Below are 25231 nucleotides of genomic sequence, written 5' to 3' on the forward strand. Positions count from 1 at the left end.
TCCTCCTGCGGTTCGCCCACCCCTCAAGCGTCCTCCGCTCGTCCTTGGACAGGACGAGCGGGTCCAACCGCGGTCCAGGCACACACCCATCAGACCGCAGAACTCAGGACCAGGACGCTAGGCGACGGAGTGGAGATAGCCCGCCCAGAGGGACGGTGCGGCCGGGAAGCGGTCGCGCGTGTCTTTGACGGTTCGGTGCAGGGCCGTCGCGGCCTGTGCGGGATCGGGCGTGCCGGTCGGGCCGTCGGCCAGGTGGGTGTAGAAGGACTCGGCGACGTCGGCGGCCAGGCGGTCGTCGATGGTCCACATCGCGCCGATGACGTGGGAGAAGCCGGCGAGTTGGAAGGCGCTGGTGAGGTGGATGGCCTCACCGAGCAGCCGGGGGTTGCCGGGGTGCGCGGTGCGGCAGGCGGAGAGATAGGCCAGCTGCGCGTGGGCGAGGTCGGCCCGGGACAACGCGGAGACCGTCAGCGGCGTCTCGGCGTGGTCCTGGAGGAGCAGCTTGCTCTGCGAGGGGTCGGTCAACTCGCTGATGCCGTGGCAGGCGAAGTGGGCGAGGGCGCAGTGCTCGAAGACAGCAGTTCCCAGTTGTGCGAGATGGTGTTCTACATGGCCGGGAACTCGTCCTTGACGGGCAGGGAGCGGGCTCGGTGCATCAGCAGCAGTCCATCGAACCCAGTGCGCGACTGATGGGCTTGTTGTCTTGCGTGCGCCTGTCGCCACAGGATTTGATTGTGGTTTGGTCGCCGAGGGAACCGTCGAAGTGGGATTAGGCCACGTAGCTAATTCTTTGGTTGTTCGACAGCGGAGGGCCAGCGTTCAACGGTTCAACGGCCCTGGGCCTGCTCTCCGGCGGCACTGACGAGACGGTGTGCAACTTCTCCTCCAGCGGTACGTACTTGAACTATTTCATGCCGGTGCAGAAGGTGCTGAACGATCACGGCCTTCACGTCTATTGATGGCCCGCCGCCCGCGGCTGTCGCAACCAGTGGAACTGTTTCGGATCGGCCGCGTCACACTGACTGGATGGCCGATCCCACTTTTCGTCCGGGAGTTCACATGCGGGTTGCATCATCGCGCTTTGTAAGCCTGCTTGCCGCGGTGGTCTTGGCTGCCGCGGGCCTGGGGGCAGTCTCCGGTTGCGGCAGCCAGCAGAGGGCCGGTGGAAGCCAAGAGGAACCGGCGCAACGTGCTCGTAAAGTCGCCACAGCTTGGGACGGGTCAGCGGCATCTGCCGCATGGCGTGCTGGCTACCACCCCATGGGGGAAGTAATCCAGCTGCCGCGGGGCGGCCTGCGAAGCAAGGCTGATATGCAGGCCTACCAAGCCCAGAGTTTCGTCCTGCGGGGCAGGCTGCCCGCCACGTGGCCGAAGAGCGGCCGGGTGGCGTGGGCCGGGGGCGAATCACTCACGCGACCGCTGACAGGGGTGGACGAGTCGTACAACTCCCTGGCTGGCGGCCGCAAAGGCGGAAAGCCAACCCTGGCTGTGACAGGGGCGAAGCTGGGTGAGATGCGGGTGGACACCAGCCGCGGACCAGCAGTGGTGCCGGCCTGGCTGTTCACACTCGACGGTTACGACTCCCCCCTCAAGCAGGCCGCTGCCGTCCCTTCGAAGCTGCCCCAACCGCCGATCAAGCGGGCCCGCAACGTTCCCGGCTATCCGCTCGACCGCCTGGTCCAGATTTCCGCAGACGGGCGATCGGTAACCGTGGTTACCCTTCAGGGTGCCTGCGACAACAGCCCGAACGTGCATGCATGGGAAACATCCGACGGCGTGGTGCTCTCAGCTGACGTCACGGGCAAAAAGCACGATGGCGTCTGCACCAAGCAGGGGAAGCTGCGGCAGGTGACCGTGAAGTTGGACCGCCCAATAAGGGACCGCGTCCTGCTCGACGCGATCACCGGCAAGCCAGTCGCCTTTCAGCCGCTGCACGGACCCTCGCCAAGCTGGAGCTGATCCGATCCGGGCGGGTGCCAGCGGGCACCTGCCCGGAGAGGTGTCAGACCTGACGGAAGTAGACCCTGAGTGGGTCGGTGTGCCTCCGAGGGCCTCGTAGAGGGCTCGGGCCGGTGCGTGGAACTGGTCTCCTCCGGTGCCGATTTCGACGACCTCGCCACCGAGGGCCCGCATCTGGTCGAAGGCGCGCTCGCACAGTGCCGTGCCCACGTGGTCTCGTCGGTGTGTCGACGCTCACGCAATTCGGCTCTGTCGCTGATCTTGTGATCGGGGCTGGTGTCGGTGGCGCCTGCCATCGTGTCCCCGGTGTACTTCGCGGAGTTTCGAGGCGCTTGTTCCTCATCTGTCTGGTGTCGTGGTGGAGTTGGTAGAGCGATCGGTGAACGGGATCACGATGCATGCCCGTGTTCGTGGCCCCGATGCGCCGTGCTCGCGCTGTCAGAGCACCTCGGCGCGGGTGCACGGCCGATATCTGCGACGCCTGTCCGACGCGGCGGTCAGCGGTACCCGGGTAGTCATCGAGCTGCTGGTACGCCGGTTCCGCTGCCTCAATGACGCCTGTCCAGCAGTGACGTTCGCCGAGCAGGTGACCGGGTTGACCAGCCCACACGCCCGCTACACCCCGCTGATGCGCGGGACGCTGACCTCGATCGCCCTCGCGCTGGCCGGGCGAGCAGGCAGCCGACTCGCCGTCGCACTGGGGGCACCAGCGGCGAAGGACACACTGTTGCGCCTGCTCAGAGCCTTCCCGGAGGAGCCCGTCGGGCAGGTCAGGGTGCTCGGGGTCGACGATTTTGCATTACGGAAGGGTGACATACGCCACCGTCCTGGTCGATCTGGAGCGGCGCCGCCCCGTCGACGTCCTGCCGGGACGCGACGCCGAGCCCCTGGCCACCTGGCTCCTGGACCACCCCGAGGTGGAGATCATCTGCCGCGATCGGGCCGGAGCGTACGCGGAGGGCGCCCGCACGGGCGCCCCGCAAGCTGTGCAGGTCGCCGACGCCTGGCACCTGTGGAAAAACGTCGGCGAGGCGGTCGAGAAGACCGTCGCCGCCCACTACACCTGCGTGCGGGCCGTGTTCGAGAAGCTACCGGTCCCTGAACCCACCACCGCGCCCACTGGCGACGACGGCCCTCTCGCCGCATCGATCGGGACACTGGACGTCTGCGGGCGCGAGCGCCGCCTGGTGGTCCGCACCCGGGAGCGGTTCGCCCTGGTCCAGGACCTGCTGCATGACGGGGCCTCGCTGGAGTCGATCTGCCACCGGCTGCAGTTGGACCGCTCGACCGTGCGCCGCTTCGCCCGCGCAACCAGCATCGACGAACTCCTGGTCAAAACAATCAACCGGTCCACGATCCTGGACGCCCACCGGCCCCATCTCCACCAACGGTGGAACCAGGGCTGCCACAACACCGCCCAACTGCACCGTGAGATCACCGCTCTCGGCTTCACCGGGGGCATCCAGACCGTCCGCCGCTACTTACGGAACTTCGCGCCGTCCGCCCCCACGCCGGCGCCCAGGCCCGCGCCGCGGCCCCGTCGCGTCGTCCGATGGATCATGACCAATCCAGGCAACCTCCCCGACGCGGACGCCCTCTCCCTCAAGGAGATCCGCGTCGGTTGTCCCGAGCGCGACGCGGTCACCGACCACGTCCGCGACTTCGCCGAGATGATGCGCGACCTGCGTGGCGACCAACTGCCGCAGTGGATGGAGCGAGTCGAACAGGACCCCCTGCCCGCGCTGCACTCCCTGGTCAACGGCCTTCGTCGCCGGACTGTCCAGCCCATGGAGCTCCGGCCAGGTCGAGGGACAGAACACGAGAGTGAAGCTTCTCAAGCGGGCCGGATACGGCCGCGCCAACTTCGACCTCCTACGCAAGCGGATCCTGCACAGAACCTGACCCCCGATCATAAGATCAGCGACGTTTTCCATGGGGCCGTGGTCGCGAGCGGCGGCTCGGGCAGCCCTGGAGCCGGCCTAGACGTGCAGCCAGATCCGCAGCGGGCCGACCGGCTCGAAGCCATGACGGACGGCGACCGCCAGGTCATCGGCGTGCTCGTAGCCGACCACCGGCAGGGTGGGGAACAGCCAGTGCACCGCGTCAAGTACGACGGGCCAGGCCGCGTCAGGGCCGCCGTCCAGAGCGAAGACATTGGAGATTCCGACCACCTGGTCGCTGCGACTCGCCACCGCTCCGGCAACCACCCGGCCGTCAGGGGACTGTCCGGCGAGCACGAAGGTGGCCGGGTCGTCCAGCAGTTCGGGCCGGAAGAGGTCCGCGTTGCCTCCCCCGTCGTCCCAGGCGAGCGCCCAGGCGCGCAGCGTGTCCGGATCGCCTGCCACGTCCCAGGCAAGGTCTGATGCGGCGGCGGGCGCACTCGCCGGGCGGTGGATCCACTGTGCCTCGAACAGCACCTGGAAGCCGGCCTTCGTCAGGTCAAGGTCAGCGAAGCTGTCCTTGACGGAGGCGCCGGGCGCGGTGGTGTCGATCCGGGCTGCCAGCACGGCCGAGTCGGCAGCCGGCACCAGCGTCACCGCGTCGGGGTAATACAACGGCGTTCGGGCCGGGGCGGCCCAGGCCTGTGCCCTGAACTCACCCGCCAGGCCGTGCGATCGGCTCATCGCCGCGCACCACTCGGCGTTGTTGCGGGCGGCGGCCTGGATCAGGAGCTGCTTCGGCGTTGTCACGAGCGCGGATCATGCTCCATCCCGGCCAGGCCTGTCGAACGGTATTCCGCTGCCCGCAGGACGGACGCTCCGAACGTCGGCCAGCTCCTGGCGAATTTCGGGCTCTGTCGCCGATCACAAGATCAGCGACAGAGCCGAAATACGCGACCGCCCACACCCCCGCCGCAGTCGGTGACGTCGCTGGTCGGCGGGGACGGGGACCACTGTCCGGATACCGCGCTTGCGCAAGTGAGTGTTTGAGATCTCCGTCCAGGTGTGTCGGCGCGCGTTGCAGGCGGCGCGAGACCACCTCTGTGGGCGCCAGACCGCTGGAAGGCTATCGATGCAGGTCGCTGGCTCGCTGGCACTATGCTGAACGATCAGACGAAGGGGACAGCGTGACGAGCAGTGCCGCACCAACGTCAGTTCTGCAGGTGCGCCTCGCCACCGAGGAAGACCACCAGTGGCTGTTCAAGCTGCATGAGCAGGCGCACATGGAGTTGGTTGAGCGGGCATACGGTCCGTGGAACCAGGACCAGCAGCGTGCCTTCTTCGCGCCGGTTGTGAAGGACCACGAGGTCTTCATCTTCAGTGATGGCGACCGTCAGGTCGGGGCTATGTACCTGGGTGAACGCGACGGGGAGATGTGGCTTGAGCTCGTCGAAGTCCTTCCCGAGTTCCAGCGTCGAGGCTACGGCACCCGAGCCTTGCGTTGGGTCGTAGCTCGCGCGAGCAAGCAGGGTATTGGCACGCTCCTTCAGGTTCATCGTGTAAACGAGGACGCCCGCCGTCTGTACCTGTCCGAAGGCTTCTCTCCCGCCGGGGAGACCGAGACGCATCATCTGCTGCGCATGGCTGCCAGGAGATGAAACCCTCCAACACACGCCATCACCCAGCTGCGCAAAGGTCTCAGCATGAACTTCGCCGTGACACCGGACGAGGTACGCACCGCGTTCGGACTGTCAGGTGTCGTCTATTTCCCCCGGTACGACGCAGCGCACAACCGAGTGAACGAGAGAACCGCCCTCCTGCTGAGCAGCGTCGGACTTCCCGACACCGAGTGGTTCATGTCCAAGGCCAGCCTCAGCGCAACCGACTCCATCAACGTCGCCCAGTGGTACAACACCTGGGGAACAGTGCCCAAGGAATGCCACGACTGGCTCGTACTGGGGCTCTTCGCCGACACCACGCTTGCCCTCGCCCCGGACACCGGAACCGTCTACGCGCTGGGCGACGGCGAAACACAGCTGGTGCACACCCTGATCCACCGCGATGTTGAGTCCCTTGTCTATGCCCTGACGAAGTTCGCATCCCTGCGCCGGGAGCTCGAGGGCGCCGACGGTTGTGACGTCGAAGAGCGCGTGGACGGGCTGCGTGCTGAGATCTCCGAGTTCGACCCGCTCCCGTTCGAAGACAAGAACTCCCAGTGGAACCTCGCATTCGAAGAGGTCATCGACGGCATCTGGTGAGCGTCTCGCTATACACCGAAGGGAAAGGTCCGCCCAACGGGCGAGGCGGGGCACCTTGGCTATCCGCAATTGAAACTGCAGCCAGTGGGGTAGCCGGCTTGGGGACCCACACACCGTATGCCTGCCTGGCGTAGCCCCGGCCCCAACAGCTGGCACCGGGCTTTGTGCGGGACGGGGTGGGAAGGTTGGCATACGTGGTCTGGGGCCGCGCGGGCACCAGCTGCGCGGCCCCGACCTGTATCAAGCTGCGGGTTCGGAACGATGTGGTGGCCAGCGGCGCGTCGGACCACCCAGGATGGCCTCCCGCGGCGTCTCCCTGTGCGGGAGCCGCCGACCTGCAACAAGCGTGTGGAAGTTCCGCCGGCGCAGTGCGCCGGCCCGGCGGGGAGGTTCAACGGGCGGGCATCGACAGGGAGCAGGCCCAGGGCGGTGCGCACCATGGCGACTGTGATGTCCTTTTGCCCCTCGAGTGGGAGTGCGTGTCGGGCGGCTCGGTGACTGCCCTTGCCGCTGCCTCGTCCGGCCCCGGCCCGTCCGTGAACCGGTACCCACCATCCGCTCCGACCCTCCGCTCCTGGTAATCCGAACGCACCGCTCCTTCATGCGCAGGATGGGAGCGAGGCTCAGAATCGGGACCAGAGCCCGCCTGGCCTCCTCCCCTCCCCCCGGTCAGACGGGCTCCACACAAACAGGACCTGATGACGGCTCTCGCTGAGGTCGCCGAGGTGAGCGGAGCGTCACCGCCGTACCGACAGACCCCAGCAGTTCCAGACATGCGGAAGTCGCAGCGGCGCCGTATGCAGCAGGACCTCGCGGGCGGCCCACAGGGCGCGGCCGAGGTCTCCCTCGTCCGGGACTGCTGTGAGCACGAGGCGGCCGGACTCGGACGGCTCTTGGCGGTCTCGGACCACCACGACCGGCGTAACGGATCCAGCCGCGACCTTGTGATTGACCGAGGTGAGTATGGGCGAGGTGAAGCCGCCCAGACGTCGGTGTCCGGCCACGATCGTGTCGCGCCGCGCGGTGTGCGCATTGCCCCCGCACGGGTGAGGCTGGGGACAGGCCCACTACGGCTGAGCTCCTTGCTCACCGGCAGCCCCGGGTGGCTCACGGTGACGGCCGCCGCCGTCTCCTAGATCAGCTCGCGGCCAGCCCGGTGGGCGCGAGCGACGTCGGTGTGGGACAGGTAGTGAGTGCGGCCCGCAGTGTCGGCCGCGTGGACGATGTGGAGTCGGCTTCCGCGCCGCTTGGCCTCCGCGGCAGCCCACAGCGTTGCGGTCCGCGCGGATGCCGAGCCGTTGACGCCCACGACGAGCGAGCTGAGTGCGGAGTAGAGGGTGATGCCTTCCATGACTCGTCCTCATCGAGGTCCGAAAGGACCGCTGAACGAGAGCCACAGCGGCAGGGCAAGTTCCACAAGTCCCCTGCGCCGTTGCGTCCAGGCCGGCGTGGGCGCGATGGGCCAGGTCGGTCCTGGCGAAGACCATTCGACCGCAGCCCCTGGCAACGACGCCGTTCCCTTCCCGGCGCTCCCTGGTTCCCCCATCGTCACGAGGGCTGCCGTACGGCACACACCTATGGCGAGTACTCACAGACAGGATGAACCGTGTCCCCCACAGAACAACTCGAAGCGGCGGTCGTGACGTCGCTGGTCGAGGACGCCGTGACGGCGCCCTCCATGCACAACGCACAGCCCTGGAAGTTCGTCCACCGCACCGGCAGTCGTTCCCTGGCGCTGTACGGCGATCCCGACCGCACGCTGCCGCACGGCGATCCGGAGCACCGCGCTCTGCACCTCGGGTGCGGTGCCGCCCTGTTCAACCTGCGCGTGGCCGCCATCCACAACGGCTGGACCGCCTACGCCCGGCTGCTTCCCGACCCCGAAGACCCGTGGCACCTGGCCGACGTACGCCTCGACCAGGCCGACGCCGTGGACCACGGTCTCGCGGACCTCCATCCCGCTGTACGGCGGCGGCACACCAGCCGTTTCCCCTTCTCTGAGGAACAGATTCCCGAGCCGATTCTCGATGGGCTTCGCTCGGCCGCTCTCCTGGAAGGCTGTCGGTTGATCACACCGGGCGCCTGGCATGCCGACGCCGTCAGGGAACTCGTGCACGACGCCGAGTTCTTCGAGGCCGGGAATGAGGCCGTACGCGCGGAGATCGCGACATGGACGCGCACGGGCAGGACCGGTGAAGGCCTCGCCACCGAGGGCATTCCGGCGGACGCGCTCGGTCCACGGCAGTACGGTGTGAGCTCCCCCGTCCGGGATTTCGACGCCCCGCGCCGGGTGGCGGACCGCGCCGTGGCCAACTTCGAGAAGCACCCCCAGATCGCGCTGCTCGGCACGGTCAAGGACGCTCCGGCGGACTGGCTGCGAGCAGGTCAGGCGATGCAGCGTGTGCTCCTGCAGGCCACACTCGACGGCCTTGCGGCCTCGCTGATGTCGCAACCTCTCGAATGGCCCGAGCTCCGGTCGTCCGTACGCGATCCGACCTCTGTGACCGGCTTCGTTCACATGGTGTTCCGTCTCGGCTACGGCCCCCCAGGCACGGCGACACCACGTCGGCCTGTGGCCGAAGTCCTCAGCTTCAAATGACGCAGTCGGCGAGTCACCGCCCCCTTCACCGCCACAACAGGTGACGGCGGGCCCCACTGCTCGGGACCCCGGCAGCGGAAAGGACTGACGAAAGTCCATGAAACCGAACATTGACTACAAAGCGTTGTTCACAGTCACGCCGAGTCCGTATCTGGTGCTGGGGCCAGACCTGGTGATCGTCGCCGTCAACGAGGCCTACCTCCATGCCACCGGTCGGAGCAGGCAGGACCTGGTCGGCCAGTACCTGTTTGATGCCTTCCCAGACAATCCGGCGGATGAGAGCGCGGACGGGGTGCAGAACCTGGACGCCTCGCTGCGCCGGGTCCTGCGGTGGAGGCAGCCGGACACGATGGCGGTCCAAAAGTACGACATCCCCGTGCCGTCCCGGCCGGGGGCGTTCGAGGAGCGGTGGTGGTCGCCGATCAACACCCCCGTGCTCGGGCCGGACGGGCGGGTGGCGTGGATTATCCACCGGGTGGAGGACGTGACCGAATTTGTCCGCTCCAGACCACCCAAATCGACAGGAGGACCACTGGATAGGCGAGAAGCGATGGAGGCCGAGCTGTACGCGCGGGCGCGGGAGCTGCAAAGGCTGAACGAGGAGCTGCGCCAGGCGCATGCCCGGGAGCGCCAGGTCGCCCTCACCCTGCAGGGGGCCATGCTGCATTCGCCCGACCTGGACCGGCACCGGAATGTCGCAGTGCGCTACCTGCCCGCGGTCGGGTCGCTGAACGTGTGCGGCGATTGGTACGACGTCGTTGATCTGCCCGAGGGCTCATTCGGCGTCGCGGTCGGTGACGTCGTCGGCCACGGCCTGGAGGCCGCCACCGTCATGGGCATGCTCCGCAGCGCGCTGAGCGCCGCCGTCCGGGCCCTGACGGAGCCGGCCAAGTCGCTGGAAGTCCTCGGCCTGTACGCCCGCTCGGTCGAAGGCGCGCTGGCAACCACCGCCGCCCAGGCCGTGATCGACACCCGCCACCAGCAGATCGCCTACAGCAGCGCCGGCCACCTCCCACCCGTCCTGGTGCACGCCGACGGCACCTACGACCTGCTGGACCAGGCCACCGACCCGCCCCTCGGCGCCCGCCCCGAACACGTTCCCCGCCCGCAAGCCTCCCTGCCTTACACCCCTGGTGACATTCTCGTGCTGTACACAGACGGGCTCATCGAACGCCGCGGCGAAGACATCGACGTCAGCCTGCACCGGCTCACCAACGCCCTCGCCCCTCATACCCGCATGAGCCCCGATCGCCTCGCCGACGCCCTGCTGGTCCGCCTCGGCGTGGCCGGCGGCGCCCGGGACGACATCGCTCTGATCGTCGTGCGCCTCTGACGGCGCGCTGACGCCATCAGGTCACTTCTCCAGGTCCTGGTGCAACTGCAGCATGAACACTGCCCTGGCGTCCGCCAGACCTGCGAAGCGTTCGAGTAACGCCCCCAACAGGGCATCGTCTCCATCGCGCACCGCCGACACGATCTCGTCCATCACCTGTGTAACTCAAGCGGCGCGATCGGCTCAACGGAATCCGCCATCTCCACCCGCTACCCACTGCTCGCTTCGCGAGCCTCACTCAATCGTGTGAAGCTCGCAGAGCGAGGCCACCCGGGCGTCGCGGTGAAGTACGTGCAGACCGCGACGCCCGGACCAGGTCCTGTCCCGTATCCGCCTCGACCGCAGCGGCATCGACGAACGCACCGCCCACAGCACGGCCCTGGTGCGCCGCATGCTCCGCGAGGACTACTCGACCCGTGCCCCACACGTCATCGCCGTGTTCCGCGCCGCCTACCGGGGCCTCGGCCCCGACGAAGCCCACCGGTCTCGACTCGGACTGGTCCGCCTGGAAGCACCTGCAGAACCTCTCCTGCAGCGCCGCGTCGGACTTCGAGGCCGGGGAGGCGAGCGGACTCCCAGCGGGGCGACACGTGGGCCATGCTCCTGATGGTGGGGCCGTGCCCGTTCGCGACATGGCGAGGCACCGTGACAGGCCCCGATCCGGCCCATTCTTCCCGCCCCGGGGGAGGGGCAAACGGCTGGGTGAACGTCTCACCCGTCCGCTCCACCCCGAGGGGCCTTATGGGCGGACAGGTGGTGCGATGGAAAGGTGGGGCCGTCTACCAGGGAGCTGGACATGCACGAGATGTGGGTCGGAGTGGACGCCGCGGGCGGTGGACTGGTGTGGCACGTACTGGCGGCCGACACGGCCACCACGCTGTGCGGACAGCGCAAGCAGCGTGAGGGTGTCGCCGGACACGACTCGACCGACCGGCACTGCCTGGAGTGCATGACAGCGTTCCAGGACATCTTCCAAGCGTCAGCGAGGGCTTGATGAGCAGCGGTGGCCACCGGGCGCCGAAAGGAAGTCAGGAAATCGCCGACACCCGGATGGTGGCCCCATCCTGCGCGCTGGTGTTCGCCGCCGGGCCCCCGGAGGGGAGCGCATCATGGGCCCACGGGCAAGCCCTGTTCACGCCAGCAATGCGCAGGCCCCGCATCAGCGCACTGGTCGGGTGAGAAGGGATGGAAGGTCCACTTGATCACGGACCGGAACGCACAGCCGCTGTCCGATTCGATGAGGTGCTCGTGATTCGCCAGGCTGACGGGCCAGTTCAACGTCGACCGATCAGGGACGTGCCGGTCCGGCCCTCACACGCATAGGGGCCGCGGCCCCAACTCACCGTTGCCCTCGAGTTACGCAAACACCCCCAAGGGGAGAAAACGCTCTTTCAGTCTTGTGGGCTGACGTTGGTGGGGCACGGTACGACGGCGGTCACTGTCTTGCCCCTCGCGTGGACGTCGACCCGCACGTTCACCGACAGCTCCTGGACCAGATGCCAGCATCCAGCCCGCGGCCCTCACCTGCGAGCCGGTCCCGCAGCGCGCGGATGGCCGGCCACCCGTTCCGCCGCCGGTGACGAGGAGGCGGAACGGCGTGTGCGGAGCGCGGTGGTGTCGCTGGTCACGAGACGTCCAATCTGGCTGCGTAGGGCGTCGCCCGTCGTGCCCTCAACTCCCGCCGATGAAAGGCGGTCTGCGGAGCTCAGGGCGACCACACATACGGTGTCGTCGTGGTGACCGCGTGGAGTCCAAGGCGGGTGAGGATCGGGGCGCTGTCGGCTGAGGCGTCGACGTAGACGTAGGGGACATCGCGGGCGGCAGCGAGCCGGGCTCGGTGGGCGACCATGGCCCGGTAGATGCCCTGTCCGCGCCATTCCTTGAGCGTTGAGCCGCCCCAGAGGCCACCGAAGTCGATGCCGCCCTTGAACACCAGCCAGGCGGCGCAGACGACTTCGGTGCGTGCCTCGGCGACGAGGACGATGGTGTTCTCTGGGGCATTCGCGATCCGGGCGGCCAGGTCGTCGGCGAGCCAGCCCCAGTCCTCGCCCCAGACGGTGCTCTCCAGAGCGGCGATGCGCTGGAGGTCTGATCTGGCGGTGACCCGGCGGAGGGTAACGCCGTCGGGCAGGACGGGGTCTGCGGCAAGGTCTGCGGACTGCCCGATGAGCACGGTCTCGCTGTCCTCGGCGACGAAGCCGGCCGCGGTGAGTCGGTCGGTGAGGTCGGCGGGAAGATCATGGGCGCGAGTCTTCCATTCGACCGCCTCACCACGGGCAGCGTAGAAGTCACGCTGCCGCGCTATGAGCGTGTCGAGTTCTGCCCCGCCCACGCCGAGGTCGCGTGGGCCCGTGACGAAGCCACGGTGCCAACCGACGACACGGGTCAACGGGCCGTCCTTTTCAATGCGAGCGCTGCCGCCAGGCGGGGTGACACCACGGAGTTGGGCGTCGTACGCGGTGCGGAGTTCGTTGATCAGAGTGTCCTTCACCCGAACACCATATGGACCGGGTCAAGTGATTAAACGCCGAAACCCCGGTTCGACCGCTGGGCGGAGTTGCGCGCAGACCATCGACTTAGGGCCGGGTCAAGTTGACACAAGCGCGGGTTGTCCATACGGCCACAGTAGGCGCGCCGCGCGACACCTGAGAGACCCTGCCGTTACCCCCATCGGCAGTAACTCCCGACGCACTGCCGTGCGACACCGTGGGCACGTCAGGGCAGCCGCACTCTGGTGAGGCGGTTCAGCTCGTCGAGCAGGGCGTCCTGGAAGTCAGGGTCGGAGGCGGCCGGAATGGGCTCCCGGCGGTGCCGGTGGTACCAGTAGCCCCCGCTGACGGTCGCCTCCGGGTCGTCACTGGCCGCCAGCCACACCTGCGTCGTGCGCCCGAGGGTGAGGTCATCCGACGCGCTCGGCCCGCCCATCCGGGTAGGCACCCAACCCGGATCGACGATGTTGCCGATCACGTCCGGCCACCGCCGCGCCACGGCGTATGCCAGCGTGGCGACGAGAAGTTTGCTGTCGCAGTACGCCTGGACGCCGCTCCATCGCCGTGATGTCCACTCGAGGTCGTCCAGGGAGGAGCTGCCGTCGTCCAGCATGCCGCTGCTGATGTAGATCAACCGGGCCGGTCGCTGGATCTCGGCGGTCAGCACGTAGGGCGCCAGTACGTTCACGGCCAGCGTGCGCGGGTGACCTTCGGCGGTGGCGACGCGCTCGGGGTCGATGAAGATGCCCGCGTTGTGGATGACCGTGTCCATCCGGCCGAGCGCGTTGACCTGCTCGGCCAGGGCATGCGTCTGTTCGGCGCTGGAGAGATCGCCGACGACAACCCCGACCGCGCGGTCCGCGAGTGCGCCTAGATCCGCCGCCCGTGACGGGTTGCGCGCGTGCAGGACGACCTCGTGCCCGTCGTCGAGGAGATCCAGGGCAGCCGCCTTACCCAGCCCTTCGGTCGATCCGGTGATGAAGATGCGTGCCATGCGTGGTCGCTGCTCCCGGGTGAAGTGATCGTGGCGGCGAACGGTCGATGCTGCACGACCTGAAGGCCGATCATGGATGTGCCCCAGCATCTCCGCTCCGGACACGGTACGGGCGACTCGGGCGATGTCCGGAACGTGGGCCGCGCACGCAACCGAGCTCCGTACAGACCCTGTGTAGGGCTCTCTCTGCAATATTTCATGCGGAAAGCCCGCAAATGCATCGCCGTGCCGAGGCGGCGACGACGCGATGTAGCCGTCTTTGCCCTTCGCCGAACACTTGGCGCAACGCCGGCGCTCGGCCGACGCGCGAGTGGAACTGATTGCCCGGCACGATGCCGGCCACCGGCCACGTTTTCCGGGTGAGGGCCCCGCATCGGCCTCCGCGTGCTTCCAGTACGGAGGCACAAGCGCAGCTGACGCACTCCTGGGAGCTGCCGCGTGGTCACCCATCCTCGACATGCTCGGCAGCGGAGGCTGACAGGCGTGCCCTTGCCGCTGTTGCGGAACAGGGCCCGGATCCAAATGGATCCGGGCCCTGTTCCGTTCACGCGATATCCGCCTCGTCCAGCAGGAGCGGTGAGGTACTGGTGACAACGGTGGTACGACCGTCGCGTGCAGCCGGGCCGCGACGGCTGCTTCGGGGAACGGTGCCAAGACGAGCCGGATTCGAGAACGCAAGGCCTGTCCTTCGACAGTCCGGATGACGCGGAATGGGCCGAGGCGGCCGGTGCACGTTGGGAAACCCAACGCGTACCGGTGCGGGGGAGTGCGCAGTGACCGCGAAAGCGCACCCACGATGCTGCGCACCTTCGCTGCGCAGTCGTAGTGCACTCTGACTGCGCACTCTGGGATCCCCGCTGTGCAGCGTCCCCGCCCACCGCTGCGCAGTGGACGATCGGATCGTGCTGCGCAACCATCCGCGAGCCCTCGCGTAGGCGGCGACAGGCCACTGCGCAACCGGTGCGCTGCAGCCGCCCGGCGGCGTGGTGCAGCGAGAGGCGTACCGGTATGCGTACCGACCGGTGGTAGTGGACGGTGATGTGGCGCCGTTCGCCCTTGCCGCACTCGCCGTGCCGGCCATCGCCAGCAGGGTGCCCGGGCCGCAGATTGTTCACGGCCGCCCCTGTTGGGTGCCGGCGTGCTGGGCGTCGTGTTCTGGCTGGTGATCCCCTTCACCCCCGCCTGATCGGCTTCGGCGATGTGAAGCTCGCCCTCAGTGCCGGCGCGACGCCCGGCTGGTGGGGATGGAGTGTGCTGCTCCTCGGTCTTTGCCGGCTGCCTCACCGTTGCTCTTTGCCGTTCCCGGTCATCGGCTCCGCCTTGAGCCCGCCTGTACGAGCCCGGACCGTGCAACCGGACGTGGCGGAACACAGCCCGTGGTGGCAGTTCCCAGCCTCTGGACCAGGCACTAGGCTGACCTTCACCGCTGGCCGTGTGACGGCCTGCGAACCAGATGAACAACCCCACTGCCCGTCATTGGCAGGGCAGTTGGACGGAAGTCGACGGCGATCAGGCGGCCAGGTGGCCAGGAACCGGTGATGGTCAGGATCGAGCCGATCATCACGGAGCCGTAGTGCCCGGGCAGGGGAGGCCCAGTGCCTGGGACGACCCGCCCGAGCACCGCGGCCGCTATCAGCATCGCCGACAAACTACCCCTCAAAACCCCCAGCAAAGTCACCCCCAAAGGGGGCCTCAAACTCCCTAGTGCACACTCCACCGCTGGAGAGAGGAAAACGGCAGGTCAGACCCGCCGGTGCGGGCGTACCGGTCTTGCCGACAACCCCTCTCACGCACACTCCGGCCTGGCAGCAGGTGGGGAAGGAAGAAGGAGGAGAGAAAGAGCAGACGGCAGGACTAGGCCGGCGCGTGCGTGCTCGGGGTCGGATCCGCGTTGTGTCTTGTTGCGCGTCGGCCGGGGGCCTCCGCGCTCGCGGCCCGATGAGACGGGCCGCGGTGGGAAGAGGGACGGATGCGGGTTCACACTGCCTCCGGCTGACGCACCTCCTCATGCTCCTGGTCGCGTTGCGCGCACCAGCGGTGATACCGATGTGGTCGACGTCGGCATGCCAGAGTTCGGGGAGCCGAGCGGTAGGCCAGGATCGGGACGGCGCGGCATGCTGGGCTGCTGATGCCCCGTTGAGGGACTATGAAGTCGGCGGACCCCGCCGTTCCTCGGGAGCCGGGCGGGCAGTTGACTCGTGTTCCTTCCCAACGCCGACGCAGCCGGGTCGACGTTCCACTGGGCCAGGACGTCGCCGCCCGCGAGGGCGGCGGCCCCGGGACGGCGCCGCAACTGGCGGTCCCGGACCACCACTTCCTCGCGTGGGACTGATCAACTTTTCCGTCAGGACATCAACAACAGCATCAACGACCCCTACTCCGCCAGCGGCGACAAAGTCACCCTCGTCACCAACTGGGAGCCGGCCGAGGAGGACCTGATGCCCCGCAAGTACGAATGGGCAGCAGCGAGATCACCCAGGAGGCGATCCATCCCCCTGCCCATCATCTGCTCGCGGAGGAGAGGCAGCGGCGTAGAGCGTCTCGCCTCCCATCGGACGTCGTGTTGTCCACGGCCAGCTCCCGGGTTTCGGATACCAGGCGGGCGGCGAGCAGGAGCGCGAGTGGGCCCGCGGGCAGAAGAAAGCGGCCCTGCTCTGCGCTGGCGAGCGCGGCGTCGAGGGGCCACCATTCCAGCTTGAAGTCCTGTTCGCCGTCGGTCAGTTCCTGGGGCCCGAGCGTGAGCCCGCGGGCCAGGAACAGGTCGATACGGGCCGTTGAGTTGAGTGTCATGGCATAGCTGCCCAGATGCGTGAAGGAGGAGGCCGTGACTCCGGCCTCCTCCTTCAGTTCCCGCTTGGCGCAATTGGCCGCGTCCTCATCGTCCTCGCGCCGTCCGCCGGGCAGAAAGACGTACTCGCCGCCGTGCGCGGGGAAGTCGGCGCTGAGGATCGCGACATTGTGCGCCTCGTCGAGCGCGACGACCACGGAGGCGTCGCGGGTGGGTGCATCACTCATGGGCGGTGAGCGCACCCGTCACGAATGCCACCAGGCGGCATACGGCACGCTCGTCACGCTGGGGTGAACTATGCCGCGTCCGTGGAAGCCGTCGTCCCCGTAGGTGTCCCCGTGGTCGGCGCGCACACGCCCCCAAGGAGCCGCACCCCGCAAAACGTGACCGCCAGGGGCGCACCAATTTCCACGCTTCGCATCACGCGGCGCGCACGCACTCGGCCGCCACCGGCCGAAGCCACCTGAGCGCCCGCGAGCGGCGCTTGCGCGCGGCCGGCGTCGCAGCCCCGGTGCGCTCGGCTTCTTCGCGGATCACGCTCACGACCGAGCGGGCCTGCTGCAGTGGCAGAGATCCGTGGTCGACGCCCCACGCCAGCAGCGCCACCAGTTCGCCCTCGGTGCCATCCAATTCCGCCGTGTCGGCGACCTGTTGGGCCTGGCCCCGCTCGATCAGCAGGTCCTGCGCGACCCGGTCGGCGACATCGTCGTCGGAGGCCGCAGCGTCCCACAGAACATCGAGACGAACCTCGCGCGCCTCGTCCGCGCCGAGCTCCCGGGTCGCGTGGTGCAGCGTCTCCAGCATCACGTTCGCGGCGACCTTCGCCCGACGGTGCAGCGGGAAGGTCCGCGCGACGACGTAGAGGCAGCCGACCACCAGCTGCGCCACGTCGTCGAAGTCGCGCCGCGGGGTGAGCAGCGACTGCGTCAGGCGCACCATGCCAGGCACCATCGCCTGCACGATGACGCGCGCGGCCAGCTGCGCTTGTTGTCCCTCGCCTGCGGCGCGGTCGAGCAGAGTGATGAGCCACCGGTCGCTGAACGCGGCGTCGCGCCGAGCGGCGAGGTAGGCGACGAGCTCGCGCAGCTCCTGCGACAGGTCGCAGGCCGCAGCGATGCCGGCCTCCTCGATCCAGACGCGCACGAGGGCGCCGTTCGCCGGGGTGGCGCACACCAGCGCCCACTCCACGTCCAGTCCCACGAAAACCCGCTGTGTAGCTCCCACGACACGACCCCTTTTCAAGTGCGTGTCGTGGACTCTCCTCAGCCCCAATGCCCCGCCGAATACCCCAACTACCCGAATGCGCAGGTCAGGCGCTTGCCCAAAGAGTGACCCACCCCGAAACGCAGTGACCCGCGCCCCGCAAGGCACCCGACGCTCCCTTCGCGCAGCCGCCCGACCCGGTCGAGTGCGGGGCACGTGCCACGTTCCAGGCGATGCGCCGTCAGGGAGCGCGAGACGGACAGGGCGGGGAAGGGCCGGTCACGCCGTCGGTGCGCTTCAGTCTCAGAGGCGCAGCAGGCCTCCGTCCGCGTCCTATGGCCCGAGTTCGCGATCCCGCAGCGAAGCGCGGCCGGTCGACGGCGTGTTCCACCTCCACTCGAACAGGTGGAACGGGCGCCGCACGGGGCACTGTCTGGAGCCGTGCTGAGGGTGGAACGGAGTGCGTTTTGCCGATGCAGCCTGAGCCGTTCCACCCCGTGCAACGGACGCGGTCACGCGCGTTGCGCAGCACAGTCGGTTATGCCCCAAACAGTGACCCACGCTGGAAAATCGCAGCTCACAGCGTTCCACCCCTGTGGAACGGTGCCGGGCGTGGAATACATTGCCGATCCGGTTCCACTCGGTGCGTACGAGCGCACGTCCCCGCTGCACGGGCTTGTGCGGGCGCGCTGCTGCGCACCTACAGCCGAACTCCGAGCTCTCCCCAGGACGCGCTGAGCGGCACGGCTCTCGCCGAAGCGGGGCGCCCGTAACGGGGCGGCAGTTCAGAGGGCTCCGATGCGATGGGCGAACGCCATGGCGCTGGGTACTGGCCGGGCGCAGCGCACCGGGCAGTTGGGCCCCACGCACCGCGTAGCGGTGTGAAGGGGCACAGTTGTCCGCCTACAGCGGCGGGCCGCTGATCGTCGAGTTCGACGTCACCCGCGACGCCCGGCTACTGCTGGAGACCGCGCTGAAGGAGATGGCGCTCAAGACGGTGGTGTACGAGGTGGCCGGCGACGAGCTGCCCGTTCCGATGCCGGTCCACATCGCCATCCACGCCCTCACGGCGCAGTCTTGTCTGCGTCAATCGGCGTCACCACTGCGGCGGCGGTTCTCGGTGGCGGGTTGCCCTACAGATTGCCTTTCAGCTTGCTTTCCAGGTTGCCTTCCAAGTTGCTTTCCAGGTTGCCCAATGGCAGCCCACCTCTGATGCACCGTGCGGGCGTTTTCGCAGGTCGGGGCGGCACGGGGTACTGCGCGCCGATGCCGACACCTCTCTTGTCCACCAAGAAGAGGAGCCTTCTCCTTCTTCCTCGTGGCGCCGCTCGAACGCGGATCGCTTCAAGCCCATCGTGTTCCTGAAGGACCCCGGAGCCGTCGGCCAAGCCGTCACCCCTGAGCCGGGTCGTGCAGCTCGCTGAGTACGACGGCGAAGTTCGGGGAGTCGGGGAACGGCTGTCGGCCCCGGACCCTGAACGGGGTCAGGCTGTCATGTCCCGTCGGTCAGCGGCTGGCGCCCTCAGGCCACAGAACCCGGAACGGCACGCCGGTTCGCTTCGCGTACGCCACCACGTCCGCGGTGCCGCCGAACCCGTGCGCGGGCTTCCCGTCCCAGACCGCGAGGAGCTCGTCAGCGAGCCCTCCATGTGCTTGTCGGCCGTGATGTCGGCGATCCGCCCGACCGCGTGCATGCCGACGCCGAGGGGGTCCGGCCAGGCGGCCGCGCCGTTGAGCGCGATAGCCGACGGCCCCCACGCCTGGTTCGCGGAAGCCGTCCTCAAGCACGGCGGCCGCCTGGAAGTCATCATCCCGGCCACCGCGTACCGCTCCCTCGGTTCCTTCGCCGCAGTCACGTACTGCCGCCCCGCCATCATCAACAGTGAGCAATCTTCACCCTGTCATGCACGCACGTCGTACAGTCGTTCGTTGCCTGACCGGTTGTCAGGACAGCGTCCGAGTCGCACCGCACGTGCCGTTTCGTCCCGACGGCCCAGGCCGTGACCGGCTGAGCCGCCTCGAGTTGCCAGGCAGCAGACCCGGCAGCGTTCCAGGCCTTGAGCCAGGACATGAGTTCCGGCTCGGTGTAGTAGGTGACCTTGCCGTCCGTGACGCCGTCCGGGACGGGAACACCCTTGGTCTTGGACCGCTGCAGCAGGTACTTGCGTGCCGTGTCGTAGTGCCACGGCAGGATGCCGAGCTTGCACGCCTGTCCCGGTCGCTGTCCCGCTCGCCGTCCCGAGAAGGGCCGTCCCGGCCCCTGACCAGGGAAGACCCCCCTGCTGCCCCCTGCTTCGACGCACCGGGACAACAGGCCGGGACAGTGGAGCGAATGCACCGCCCGGCAGGAAGTCGTCGGCAGCCGCCTCTTCCTGAGCCTGCATAAGTGCTTCCGCCGTGATCCATGGAGCCATCTCTCCACGGTCGAACCACTCCGGCGCCTCGGGGGCCTCGGCGAGCAGCTCCTTGACGTGCGGAGTGATGTAGGCGGCTTGGAACTCGCGCACCCAGGCGAAGTCGCCGCCGTCCGGGTCCGTCTTCTTGTCGGCGTACGCCCCGCGGCCCTTGACGTCCGTGTCGTATCCGAAGCGCGGCGCGTTCTGCCCGAAGGCAACGCCCCAACTCACCATGTCCTGCTTACCAATGGTGATCTTCGTGCCGATCTGCTTGCGGCCGATCGTGCCGCCGAACAGCGCGTTGTCGAACTGCTGGGCACCGACCACGACACGGTGCCCCGAAGAGCGCCCCATCATCAAGATGATCGTGAACCAGTCGATGAACGGCGGCGTGCCCCTCTGCCGGATCCCGAACTTCCACCAGGTGTAGGCGAACCGGATGAGGGTCGGCAGTTCGTCGATGACGAGGAGCCGGGGCACCAGCATCTGCCTCAGCCGCGGGTCGCCGTCAAGGCCGTTGGCCTTCTCCGCCGCGATCATCGACGTCATGAACTCGGCGATAGCGCCCATACAGGCACGGGTCGTCTTGTGGACCCGCACGCCACTGTGTCCCTCCGCCTCGATCATCGAGTTTTCCTTGTTGTCGAGGATGCCCACGACCCAGCCGTTCAGGCGCCCATGCACCACCGGGATGTACAGGACCGTGCTCTTACCGGCGCCGGTGTCCCCGGCAACGCCCCAGTGAGGAGTGTCAGATTCGGTGGACACCACCACGTCGACTACCTGGTCACCCTCGATCGCCTGGCCGACAAAGACCTTGAACGGGTTCCCCGTCGACTTCCACGGCACTGAATCCGACAACTGTGGCCGAGGCTTCGGCGCCGGCTTCGGCGTGAATCGGGCGTAGTGGCATCGGCCGCCCCGCCTCGACGAGCTCTCACGCGGGACCAGATGAAAGCTGCTGCTGCGCACCCTGACGGCCGGCTATGACGACCAATCCCAGACGCTGTTCGTACGCTTCCGTGGCCGGCGCACCGGGCCCGAGCAGTACGACGACGGCGTGGGCTACGAGTACTACGACGGCAGCCCGCAGGAATGGCAGCGGTTCCGCGACCACTGGTCGCCGGGCCGCTACATCAACCACATCCTGAACGGCAAGCCGTACACCCCCGCCACCTGGTGAAACTCATGCCCATGAATACCACCACGCGCTGCGAGCGCTCCTGGCCGCGCCGCTACACGAATCTAATGCCGCCAGCGAGCACCAGGCCCTCACCGACGCCCTCAGCGCCCGCCTCGCGGCCGACCTCGGATCCGACGGCCAGGCTCATGCCCACCTATCGCCGCACGACCTCGGAGGCGAGCGCGCGTTCAGCCGACGAGACCCCGCCAACTAGACGACGCCCGCTGGCGCATCGGCGCGATGAGCCCCCACGCGGCCCGCGAGTACGCGATCAGCGTGTGGGCGTACGGGATGCGCACCGCCGAGCACCTGGACGACGACCTGGGGAGTGGGGCATGGCCCTGGCCCCCTGACGGCCGTGCGCGAACACCTGGCCCGGCGCGCCGATTGACGCGTGCCCGTCGCGGTGCGACCCGATGCCCTCAGCGGTTGGCGGACGTCGTGCTGTCCACGGCAGGCGCCCGGGTTTCGGATACCAGGCGGGCGGCGAGCAGGAGCGCAAGTGGGCCCGCGGGCAGAAGAAAGCGGCCCCGCTCTGCGCTGGCGAGCGCGGCGTCGAGGGGCCACCATTCCAGCTTGAAGTCCTGTTCGCCGTCGGTCAGTTCCTGGGGCCCGAGCGTCAGCCCGCGGGCCAGGAACAGGTCGATACGGGCCGTTGAGTTGAGTGTCATGGCATAGCTGCCCAGATGCGTGAAGGAGGAGGCCGTGACTCCGGCCTCCTCCTTCAGTTCCCGCTTGGCGCAATTGGCCGCGTCCTCATCGGCCTCGCGCCGTCCGCCGGGAAGAAAGACGTACTCGCCGCCGTGCGCGGGGAAGTCGGCGCTGAGGATCGCGACATTGTGTGCTGCGTCGAGCGCGACGACCACGGAGGCGTCGCGGGTGGGTGCATCGCTCATGGGCGGTGAGCGTACCCGTCACGAATGCCACCAGGCGGCATACGGCACGGTCGTCACGCTGGGGTGGACGATGCCGCGTCCGTGGAAGCCGTCGTCCCCGTAGGCGTCCCCGTGGTCGGCGCACATGATGACCAGCCACGGCCCTCTCGCGGTGAGCTGGTCGATCAGGCGGCCGAGATGAGCGTCGGCATAGACCAGGGCCGCTCGCTGGGAGGCGACCGTGTCCGTGCTCTGGCCGAGGTAGTGGCCGTGGGGGACGTGGGTGGCACTCACGTTGACGAACAGGTACAGCGGCTGGCCGGCGTAGCGGTCGGCGACGGCGAGGGCCTGGTCGACCTGGTGGCGGGTGGAGTCCTGCTCCGGGGAGCAGAACTCGGGACGCCAGTGATCCTCGTCGAACAGGTCGGGCAGGACGCTGCCCAGAGGGGTTTCGCGGGAGAAGTAGGTGACGCCTCCCACGCACACCGTGCGGTAGCCGTGGGCCTTGAGCCCTTGCAGGAGGTTGGGGGCGTCGAATACGAAGGTGCCCGGGTCGACCTCCTTGAACGCGGGGGGCCGGCACTCCCACAGGCGGGGCGGCTGCTGCGGAGTGGGCTGCTTGGGTAGGAAGCCGGAGAAGAACGCCATGTGGGCGGGGAGGGTGAACGTGCCCGGTGTCCAGCGCCGTTCCCAGCTCCCGCCGGGCAGCAGCTGGGCAAGGCGGGGGGTCGCTCCATCTGCCAGGGCCGTCGCGGCGACGTCGTAGCGCAGGGAGTCGAGGGTCACGAACAGGATCGGAGTGCCGGAACGGATGACGCGGGAGGCGTCGATGGTTGTGGTCATCGCGGGGCCCCTTCGTACCGATCGATGGTGCCGCGGGCCGCGTCGTTGACGGGGATCGGCACCCGGTCCGCGTCGATCAGGGCTCGGATGCGGTCGAGCCCGGATCGGTCCGTCAGCCGCTCGCCGAGGACGTTGTACAAGGCGATGGTGACGAGGTTGTCGGCGCTGGTCGTGATGTAGGCGCCGACGGCGCTCACGTCCGCACGGAAGGCCAGCAGGGACCGTTCGTCGACTGCGCTCGTGAGGAGGGTGGTGCGGCATCGGTAATGGTGGGAGTTGATGGTGCCGCGCGCGAAACGGTCCGCGTACTCGATGCTGACGGGGTGGCCGTCGTGTCCCACCACGGCCCGGTTGGAGCCGCGGGTGGTGACCAGGCAGGAGCCGAGCCACCAGGCCACCCCGGTGTGGATCTGGCCGGGGTGGGTGCCGGTGGCGCCACCGTCGCGGATGACGGCGGCGGTATCGATCGGGTTAAGCACGGACGCGCTCCAGGGTGTGCTTGATCTCGTGGGCGAGTTGGTTAGGGGTCTTGCCGTCGGTGTCGACCCAGACGGCGCTCGGGTCGCTTGCGGCGACGGTCTCGAAGTTGAACAGGAGCTGCTTGAGACGGCCGGGGACCGTGAGCAGGTCCGTGTCGTCGCGCTTGATGTCGCCCTTGCTGCGCAGCCGGGCCTTGAGCGTTTCCAGCGAGCAGCGCAGGTAGAAGGTGAAGGTGGGCTGCACGACGTAGGGCAGGAAGGGCTCGGCGAGCTTCAGGACGTGCTCGATCGGTATCTCGTGCACGGCGGCGTGGCAGGCGATGACGGAGGACTGGTAGCGGTCGGCGATGACCGTCTTGAGTTGCCGCGCGGTGCGCACCTCGTCGGAGGCGTGCAGGAGGCCTGACAGGTAGAAGGAGAGCTGGGGCAGCGGCCGGAGGCGGTCGTTGATGGGCGTGGACCAGGCGTTGTGCGGCGTCGGCAGGGTGTGCAGGCTCGATGCGTTCAGGTCGCGCGTCAGGATGCGAGTGAGGGTGGACTTGCCCACTGCGGAGACGCTCTCCAGGGCGATGAACGGCAGCGGTGTGCCCTTCAGCTCGTTCGGCCGGTATGCGGGGGGCAGGTTCACAGGGTCCCCTGGGTGAAGGCGGTGACGTGGCGGGCGACGGCCGAGGTCAGGGCCTGTGGGTCGTCGAGGTGCGGGAGCAGGTCCAGGCGCAGGTCCTCGCGTAGGAGGCAGGGTTGGAGGCCGCCGGCGTGGTCGACGCGCAGCGCCCACAGCCCCTCGATGCACTGGGGGCGTAGGGGGCAGGTGCCGCACTGGCCGACGTGGTGACGGCCCAGGTCGCTGTGGATGACGTCGACTTCGATGCCGTCGATGCGAAAGACGCGGCGTCCCTGGCCGACGCCGGCGATCTCGGTGTGTTCGTCGCTGGTGAGGGTGCGAAGGTGGCGGGTGATCCCGTCGGCGGACACTGCGGCGGAGGCGCCGGACTGGTTGAAGCTGGTGTCCACCAGCTCGATGAACTGGAGCGGCAGGCGCCGTTCCAGCGCATAGTCGAGGATGGCGCGGATCTCGTGTGCGTTCTGGCGTTGGAGCAGGCAGTTCAGCTCGACGCGGGGCAGGATCTCGCGGGCCGCCTCGATTCCGTCGAGGATGACGCCGATGCCCTGGCGTACCTGCGCGATCTCCAGCAGCGACTCGTCGGAGAAGTAGTGCAGTGACACCTTCACCTTGTCGAGGGGGGTGTGGGCGAGCCACTCCTGGTTGCGCCGCACCAGCAGCCCGTTGGTGATGAGCGTGTAGGAGCTGTCCGGTGCCGACTGTGGCAGCTGTTCCAGCACGGGGCGCGCCCAGCGCGAGATGAGGGGCTCTCCGCCGGTGAAGTACACGCGGCGCAGCCCAGCGTCCATCAGGCTGGTGATGGTCTGCACGTAGGCCGCGGCGTCGAACTGCCGCTCCCGGGGCTTGTGCGTGTGGTCGCGGCGCGTTTCCGGGGGCGGAACGTCGCCCTCGTTGTGGCAGAACCAGCAGGCGGCGTTGCAGTGAGGGGTGAAGGAGACGCGTAACTGGCCGCGGAGCGCCGCGAAGTTGTGCAGCGCGGTGTAGTCGGTGCCGTCGGTGAAGGCGGCGGAGTGAGAAGAGACGTGCTGTGGCACGGGGAACCTCCCGGCGAACGGAGTGTGTGTGCGGTGGGTGTCCGGCACGGGGACCTGTGGTGCGGTCCCGGTCGTTGGGTGACGGGCATGGGCTCGTCACGGTGTCGTTCACGGCGGTCATGCGGCGTGAGGAGTCACCTTCTTCGAAAGCTCCTTCCCGCGCTGTTCTTCCGGCCCCGGCCCCGGAGTGGGCCGGGTCGCAGGGTCGGGCACCCGTCCGTCGCCGACAACGGGTGGGCGATCCAGCAGGCCGGCCGCGATCTCCCCACGGAGTGGCGGCCGGGGCGCATACG

Annotated in this window: 25 protein-coding genes and 2 pseudogenes; 12 read left to right on the forward strand and 15 right to left on the reverse strand. The window is 68.3% G+C overall.

Features of this window, described 5'->3' with window-relative positions:
- Nucleotides 1–117: 117 nt before the first annotated feature.
- On the reverse strand, nt 118–723 hold the full coding sequence (locus OG574_RS46800; RefSeq protein ID WP_326778264.1) for a CHAT domain-containing protein: 606 nt from the start codon (nt 721–723) through the stop codon (nt 118–120).
- A 71-nt stretch (nt 724–794) separates the two neighbouring features.
- On the opposite strand from OG574_RS46800, the gene OG574_RS46805 reads away from it, so the two are divergent.
- From OG574_RS46805 to OG574_RS46815, 4 genes and pseudogenes are all read left to right on the forward strand, one after another.
- Nucleotides 795–959, forward strand: a complete 165-nt coding sequence (locus tag OG574_RS46805) for a hypothetical protein (protein WP_326778265.1) — start codon at nt 795–797, stop codon at nt 957–959.
- Nucleotides 960–1428: 469 nt separating this feature from the next.
- Nucleotides 1429–1959 (forward strand): hypothetical protein, encoded by a 531-nt coding sequence (locus OG574_RS46810; protein ID WP_326778266.1) that lies wholly within the window; start codon nt 1429–1431, stop codon nt 1957–1959.
- A gap of 394 nt (nt 1960–2353) precedes the next feature.
- Nucleotides 2354–2497 (forward strand): annotated as a pseudogene (locus tag OG574_RS52945) (hypothetical protein); the annotation flags it as partial.
- 271 nt (nt 2498–2768) lie between these two features.
- Nucleotides 2769–3002: pseudogene (locus OG574_RS46815) on the forward strand (ISL3 family transposase); the annotation flags it as partial.
- A gap of 936 nt (nt 3003–3938) precedes the next feature.
- On the opposite strand, the gene OG574_RS46820 reads toward OG574_RS46815, so the two are convergent.
- Complete coding sequence (locus OG574_RS46820; RefSeq protein ID WP_326778267.1) at nt 3939–4649, reverse strand: hypothetical protein; 711 nt, start codon at nt 4647–4649, stop codon at nt 3939–3941.
- A gap of 377 nt (nt 4650–5026) precedes the next feature.
- Here OG574_RS46820 and OG574_RS46825 point away from each other — a divergent pair, with 377 nt between their 5' ends.
- A complete protein-coding gene (locus tag OG574_RS46825; RefSeq protein WP_326778268.1) occupies nt 5027–5497 on the forward strand; it encodes a GNAT family N-acetyltransferase in 471 nt (156 codons plus the stop codon).
- 45 nt (nt 5498–5542) lie between these two features.
- Nucleotides 5543–6097 (forward strand): SUKH-4 family immunity protein, encoded by a 555-nt coding sequence (locus tag OG574_RS46830; protein WP_326778269.1) that lies wholly within the window; start codon nt 5543–5545, stop codon nt 6095–6097.
- A gap of 737 nt (nt 6098–6834) precedes the next feature.
- Here the strand turns inward: OG574_RS46830 and OG574_RS46835 are convergent.
- Both OG574_RS46835 and OG574_RS46840 read right to left on the reverse strand, forming a co-directional pair.
- The gene (locus tag OG574_RS46835; protein ID WP_326778270.1) at nt 6835–7008 is read right to left on the reverse strand and encodes a hypothetical protein; all 174 of its coding nucleotides are present in this window, start codon (nt 7006–7008) and stop codon (nt 6835–6837) included.
- A gap of 221 nt (nt 7009–7229) precedes the next feature.
- Nucleotides 7230–7448, reverse strand: coding sequence for a universal stress protein (locus tag OG574_RS46840; protein ID WP_326778271.1), 219 nt, complete (start codon nt 7446–7448; stop codon nt 7230–7232).
- A 255-nt stretch (nt 7449–7703) separates the two neighbouring features.
- Between OG574_RS46840 and OG574_RS46845 the strand changes: the two genes are divergently transcribed.
- Both OG574_RS46845 and OG574_RS46850 read left to right on the forward strand, forming a co-directional pair.
- Nucleotides 7704–8696, forward strand: coding sequence for an Acg family FMN-binding oxidoreductase (locus OG574_RS46845; protein ID WP_326778272.1), 993 nt, complete (start codon nt 7704–7706; stop codon nt 8694–8696).
- 97 nt (nt 8697–8793) lie between these two features.
- Entirely contained in the window at nt 8794–10029 is a 1236-nt protein-coding gene (locus tag OG574_RS46850; protein ID WP_326778273.1) for a PP2C family protein-serine/threonine phosphatase, read from the forward strand.
- 21 nt (nt 10030–10050) lie between these two features.
- Here OG574_RS46850 and OG574_RS46855 read toward each other — a convergent pair whose 3' ends face one another.
- Nucleotides 10051–10185, reverse strand: a complete 135-nt coding sequence (locus OG574_RS46855) for a hypothetical protein (RefSeq protein WP_326778274.1) — start codon at nt 10183–10185, stop codon at nt 10051–10053.
- A gap of 640 nt (nt 10186–10825) precedes the next feature.
- Here OG574_RS46855 and OG574_RS46860 point away from each other — a divergent pair.
- Nucleotides 10826–11023: a hypothetical protein gene (locus OG574_RS46860; protein ID WP_326778275.1), complete on the forward strand. Its 198-nt coding sequence runs from the start codon at nt 10826–10828 to the stop codon at nt 11021–11023.
- Nucleotides 11024–11734: 711 nt separating this feature from the next.
- On the opposite strand, the gene OG574_RS46865 is transcribed toward OG574_RS46860, so the two are convergent.
- Together OG574_RS46865 and OG574_RS46870 are read right to left on the reverse strand one after the other, a co-directional pair.
- A complete protein-coding gene (locus OG574_RS46865; protein ID WP_326778276.1) occupies nt 11735–12520 on the reverse strand; it encodes a GNAT family N-acetyltransferase in 786 nt (261 codons plus the stop codon).
- Nucleotides 12521–12744: 224 nt separating this feature from the next.
- Entirely contained in the window at nt 12745–13512 is a 768-nt protein-coding gene (locus OG574_RS46870) for an SDR family NAD(P)-dependent oxidoreductase (RefSeq protein ID WP_326778277.1), read from the reverse strand.
- Between the two features lie 2191 nt (nt 13513–15703).
- Between OG574_RS46870 and OG574_RS46875 the strand changes: the two genes are divergently transcribed.
- A complete protein-coding gene (locus tag OG574_RS46875) occupies nt 15704–15844 on the forward strand; it encodes a hypothetical protein (RefSeq protein WP_326778278.1) in 141 nt (46 codons plus the stop codon).
- Nucleotides 15845–16014: 170 nt separating this feature from the next.
- On the opposite strand, the gene OG574_RS46880 is transcribed toward OG574_RS46875, so the two are convergent.
- Together OG574_RS46880 and OG574_RS46885 are read right to left on the reverse strand one after the other, a co-directional pair.
- The gene (locus OG574_RS46880; RefSeq protein WP_326778279.1) at nt 16015–16527 is read right to left on the reverse strand and encodes an NUDIX hydrolase; all 513 of its coding nucleotides are present in this window, start codon (nt 16525–16527) and stop codon (nt 16015–16017) included.
- A gap of 193 nt (nt 16528–16720) precedes the next feature.
- On the reverse strand, nt 16721–17524 hold the full coding sequence (locus tag OG574_RS46885) for a hypothetical protein (RefSeq protein ID WP_326778280.1): 804 nt from the start codon (nt 17522–17524) through the stop codon (nt 16721–16723).
- An 874-nt stretch (nt 17525–18398) separates the two neighbouring features.
- Here OG574_RS46885 and OG574_RS46890 point away from each other — a divergent pair.
- Nucleotides 18399–18716 carry a hypothetical protein gene (locus tag OG574_RS46890; RefSeq protein WP_326778281.1) on the forward strand — a complete coding sequence of 106 codons (318 nt, stop codon included), beginning with the start codon at nt 18399–18401 and terminating at the stop codon, nt 18714–18716.
- A gap of 688 nt (nt 18717–19404) precedes the next feature.
- Here OG574_RS46890 and OG574_RS46895 read toward each other — a convergent pair.
- The gene (locus OG574_RS46895; RefSeq protein ID WP_326778282.1) at nt 19405–20760 is read right to left on the reverse strand and encodes a type IV secretory system conjugative DNA transfer family protein; all 1356 of its coding nucleotides are present in this window, start codon (nt 20758–20760) and stop codon (nt 19405–19407) included.
- 112 nt (nt 20761–20872) lie between these two features.
- On the opposite strand from OG574_RS46895, the gene OG574_RS46900 reads away from it, so the two are divergent.
- Complete coding sequence (locus OG574_RS46900) at nt 20873–21082, forward strand: KTSC domain-containing protein (protein ID WP_326778841.1); 210 nt, start codon at nt 20873–20875, stop codon at nt 21080–21082.
- 422 nt (nt 21083–21504) lie between these two features.
- Here the strand turns inward: OG574_RS46900 and OG574_RS46905 are convergent, their stop codons facing one another.
- The 5 genes from OG574_RS46905 to OG574_RS46925 are packed head-to-tail and all read right to left on the reverse strand — an operon-like array spanning nt 21505 to nt 24938.
- Nucleotides 21505–21978 carry an NUDIX hydrolase gene (locus OG574_RS46905; RefSeq protein ID WP_326778283.1) on the reverse strand — a complete coding sequence of 158 codons (474 nt, stop codon included), beginning with the start codon at nt 21976–21978 and terminating at the stop codon, nt 21505–21507.
- Nucleotides 21979–21996: 18 nt separating this feature from the next.
- Entirely contained in the window at nt 21997–22800 is an 804-nt protein-coding gene (locus tag OG574_RS46910; RefSeq protein ID WP_326778284.1) for an STM4013/SEN3800 family hydrolase, read from the reverse strand.
- Nucleotides 22797–23279 carry a hypothetical protein gene (locus tag OG574_RS46915; protein WP_326778285.1) on the reverse strand — a complete coding sequence of 161 codons (483 nt, stop codon included), beginning with the start codon at nt 23277–23279 and terminating at the stop codon, nt 22797–22799. The genes OG574_RS46910 and OG574_RS46915 overlap by 4 nt, the downstream gene beginning before the upstream one ends.
- Nucleotides 23272–23907: a thymidylate kinase gene (locus OG574_RS46920; RefSeq protein ID WP_326778286.1), complete on the reverse strand. Its 636-nt coding sequence runs from the start codon at nt 23905–23907 to the stop codon at nt 23272–23274. Before OG574_RS46920 ends, OG574_RS46915 begins: the two co-directional genes overlap by 8 nt.
- Nucleotides 23904–24938 carry a radical SAM protein gene (locus OG574_RS46925; RefSeq protein WP_326778287.1) on the reverse strand — a complete coding sequence of 345 codons (1035 nt, stop codon included), beginning with the start codon at nt 24936–24938 and terminating at the stop codon, nt 23904–23906. The genes OG574_RS46920 and OG574_RS46925 overlap by 4 nt, the downstream gene beginning before the upstream one ends.
- Nucleotides 24939–25231 lie beyond the last annotated feature (293 nt).

Source organism: Streptomyces sp. NBC_01445, from assembly GCF_035918235.1.
Taxonomy (GTDB): Bacteria; Actinomycetota; Actinomycetes; order Streptomycetales; family Streptomycetaceae; genus Streptomyces.

Coding starts and splice junctions, on each gene's coding strand:
- OG574_RS46830 (WP_326778269.1), top strand. CDS start 5,543: ATGAACTTCGCCGTGACACCGGACGAGGTACGCACCGCGTTCGGACTG.
- OG574_RS46840 (WP_326778271.1), bottom strand. CDS start 7,448: ATGGAAGGCATCACCCTCTACTCCGCACTCAGCTCGCTCGTCGTGGGC.
- OG574_RS46850 (WP_326778273.1), top strand. CDS start 8,794: ATGAAACCGAACATTGACTACAAAGCGTTGTTCACAGTCACGCCGAGT.
- OG574_RS46860 (WP_326778275.1), top strand. CDS start 10,826: ATGCACGAGATGTGGGTCGGAGTGGACGCCGCGGGCGGTGGACTGGTG.
- OG574_RS46870 (WP_326778277.1), bottom strand. CDS start 13,512: ATGGCACGCATCTTCATCACCGGATCGACCGAAGGGCTGGGTAAGGCG.
- OG574_RS46880 (WP_326778279.1), bottom strand. CDS start 16,527: ATGAGTGATGCACCCACCCGCGACGCCTCCGTGGTCGTCGCGCTCGAC.
- OG574_RS46905 (WP_326778283.1), bottom strand. CDS start 21,978: ATGAGCGATGCACCCACCCGCGACGCCTCCGTGGTCGTCGCGCTCGAC.
- OG574_RS46910 (WP_326778284.1), bottom strand. CDS start 22,800: ATGACCACAACCATCGACGCCTCCCGCGTCATCCGTTCCGGCACTCCG.